Origin of the sequence: Mesorhizobium sp. M7A.F.Ca.CA.002.09.1.1 (assembly GCF_003998555.1) — a bacterium.
Taxonomy (GTDB): domain Bacteria; phylum Pseudomonadota; class Alphaproteobacteria; order Rhizobiales; family Rhizobiaceae; genus Mesorhizobium; species Mesorhizobium ciceri.
On sequence record NZ_RZRR01000647.1, the window covers coordinates 1 to 3,295 of the forward strand.

Genomic DNA, 3,295 nt, shown 5'->3' on the forward strand with positions numbered 1-3,295 from the left:
CCTCTATGATACTGAAAATACTAGTCTTTTCGCGCTTTTTGTTACACAGTTTGTTACACAGCTACAACTACGATTTATAACCGCTCTAAGCTCGCAGCTTTTGGGCTCGCCTGCCCAATCCATCCGATCTGTCGAAACCGATGGCTTGTAGGACACTCCCGCGTGTGTACGTTGGGGCTTGGGTCAGAAGGTGACCCACAGCAAAGACGGGAGCGCCGCAGCGCAAAAGATCTCATCGGTCAAGGAACAGATAGTGAAGTAGCCTGTGACAATCGGCGCCAGCATCACCTCCAAAGCCGACCAGGAAAAACCCGCAAAAAACGTCGCCCTCAGATACCCCGTCGGCAATGAATATGGGACCGAAGTTGCGCGGCAGATCGGGCGTTAGATGCCTTCATGACATCTGAACCTGAGCAGGCTCCTACGCCGCGAGCCGGCACATTTCCGAACGGAGTTTCGTCCGGCTGCGCAAAAAGGTGCCCTGTCGAGACTTACTTGTTGGCCAAATGGCTTAGCAGGGACGAACTCGTGAAGAGATTGATAATGCAACACTATCAGTCGTTGTGCTGATCCGACAGGCTGTGCGTTTTGGCACGAAAATCATGGCGAAAAGCGCACCGGCACTTTACTCTCCAAATTATGATTCGCCTCGATCCCGCGACCGCCAGCTCCTCTGCGCCGCCCTCCGTTCCCGCGTGGGCGATCACAAGCGCCGGCGCGCCGAGTGACGGCGACGCCGCCTTCCGGGCCGGCGCCGCCCTGGGTGCCCTCGACACGCTCGCCCGCGCGCAGGCAGCCTGGGCCGGCGCTTGGCGGCAGCGGCTGGCGGTTCGCTGCGCCGCCTCCAGCATGCGGCTCGCCGGCCGCGCCGAGGATGCGGCCGCCTTGCGCGATGCCTGGCATTTGCGTCCCCTACGTGCTGACCCCGGTCCCGCAGGCGCCGTCTTTGGCGCCTGGCGGCAGTTGGCCAGGCAGCCGCCCGCCGCTACGCCCGGCCGGCTCGGGAAGATACTCGACCAGCTTGGCCTCCATTGGGACGGCGCCGCGCTCGCCGACCTTTGCACGCAGATCGAAAAACTCGGGGTATCCCAGCGGTCGGCGCCATTCGACGCCGCGGCGATCGCCGCTGAGGTCGTCGCCATGCGTCCCGATGCCGAAGTCTTTGGCTGGTGGCTCGCCGACCTGGTACTGGCGCAACGCCTGGGCTGGCCGCAGCCCCTGCCGCTCCTAATGGCGCAGGGTTTTGGACCATCTTTCCGCACCGAGGCCGGCGGTGGCCGGCGCATCCGGCCCGGGGACAAGAATTTTGAGCGGGCGGTTTGCATCGCGCTCGTCGCGGCCGCCGCGGACGCTTGTCGGTTGGCCGCCGAGCTGTCGCGCCGGGCCGAAAAACTCCTGGCGGTGGCGCCGAAACTGCGCGCCAAAGGCGCCGGCGACGTAATCTTTCTGCTGCTCAGTGAAGACGCCGTGTCCGGATCGCTGACGACGGACAATCTGTCGCGCTTTGCATCGCGACGGCTGTTCGAACGGCTGCAGCAACTGGAGGTCGTGCGCGAGCTCTCCGGCCGCCCCACATTCCGGCTGTTCGGGCTGTAGCGATGAGCGAAGCGTCCGCCCGCCGCAAGCCAAACGATCAGCCGGCGCTGCTCGACACCGAACTGGAACATCTGCCGCCGGAGCTGCGCTGGTGCGAATGGATGGCCCGCGTCGAAGCGGTGATCTTTGCGGCAAATGAACCGGTGACACGTAGTGTCCTCGCGCGGGTGGTGGGAAAAAACTGCAATATCGAGCTGATCATCGACGACATTCGCGCCGAACTCGCCGGCCGCCCTTACGAGCTGGTCGCGGTCGCCGGCGGCTGGCAGCACCGGACCAAAAAGGTTTTTGGCGACGCCATTCACGCAGCCTTCGGCACGGCAGCGGGCGAGGGAGCAAAAGAACTGTCGCAGGCGGAGGCGCTTGTCTTGATGTGCATTGCCTATTTCCAGCCGATCACCCGTGGCGAGCTGTCGAGCTTTTTCGGCAAGGAGGTGTCACGTGACCTGATCGGCGTGCTGCGCGCTGAGCAGCTGGTCGCCTCGGGGCCGCGCAGCCCGCAGCCGGGCGCGCCCTACACCTATGTGACGACCAAAACTTTTCTGTCGCAGTTCGGGCTCGACACGCTGCGCCAGCTGCCGGATTTCGAGGCGCTCGAGGACGCCGGGCTGCTGTCGAAGGAGAAGCTGCTGGATCATCCCAGGGTTTGCAGATATCGACGATGATGGCGCCAGCGCCGCGCTCGACGAATAGATGATCCCATCACGGCGGGACACACGCGATCTCGCCGCTCGTCACATAGAAGATTGCGCCACGCACGCCGTCTGGTCTCGCCGGCTGGGTCCTTCGCGTGACGGAAGGGAGGTGGCGGCACGCGTCCGCTTGTCGATGAAGGATAAGCGAACAGGCAATTGATCGAGCCTGGTCGCACATGTCGATCACCATTGAGAGCTCTCGAAGGGAGAAAGTTCAATTGAACCACGTCTACCTTGAGCTTCTCGCGACGATTGAGGCGTTAAGATCCAGCCCATCGGGGCGACCATTCAGACGCTGATGGACAAGGTTCGCGACCTTTCACAGACGATCAAAGCCCTGAAAGACGATCTCCACCAGACAGCCGGCTATGGCCTGCTAAGAACCTAGCCAGCCGGCGAGTGCCCATCCCGGCCATTGTCAGCGAGGCGGCCATCCCAACAAGATCGCCTTGCCGCCACCGCCAATGGCGGATGCTGACAGCAGCGCCATAAGAACGCCAACGTAGATGGGGAAGATCATCCTCGGGCTATTCGTCCTTCCAAATGACAGTCTTCCCCCGAAAATCCCAATGAAATTTGAGGTTGGCTTTCAGTACCTCGGTGGGGATCCTCGGCTCGATCGCTGTGTGGAGAGCGTTATACGTTTCTCGGCAGAAGCTCGGCGGCGGGACATTCAGCTTGTACCCCGACGGGTACCTAAAATCTTGCTGAGAATTCATCAGGTCAAGGTTGTTGGCAATCATCTTCACGTTCCCAATCGGCGGCATTCCTAGGGCCACTGCGGCTTCGTAAATGTCCTCGATCTTGTGACCGAAGCCGAGCCGGAGACCGCGTTTCGACACGCCCTTTGAAGCTAGATACGCTTTCAAGAGGAGTTCTAGGTGTGAGCTTTCGAGAGGTTGTCCATTCGGACCGGACCGAGGAGACTGGAGTTACCACGCTTCAGCATCCATCGGAGGGTCCGAATGAACATCCACAAGAATGCCCGTCTCACACCGCTGCGT

The 3,295-nt window shown here is 61.6% G+C and carries 2 protein-coding genes; both read left to right on the forward strand.

Annotation, left to right across the window (positions count from 1 at the left end; translation table 11 throughout):
- Positions 1 to 639 precede the first annotated feature (639 nt).
- Positions 640 to 1,596 carry a DUF1403 family protein gene (locus EN994_RS23775; RefSeq protein WP_063169437.1) on the forward strand — a complete coding sequence of 319 codons (957 nt, stop codon included), beginning with the start codon at positions 640 to 642 and terminating at the stop codon, positions 1,594 to 1,596.
- 2 nt (positions 1,597 to 1,598) lie between these two features.
- Positions 1,599 to 2,261: an SMC-Scp complex subunit ScpB gene (locus EN994_RS23780; RefSeq protein ID WP_063169436.1), complete on the forward strand. Its 663-nt coding sequence runs from the start codon at positions 1,599 to 1,601 to the stop codon at positions 2,259 to 2,261.
- The last annotated feature ends 1,034 nt before the right edge of the window (positions 2,262 to 3,295 follow it).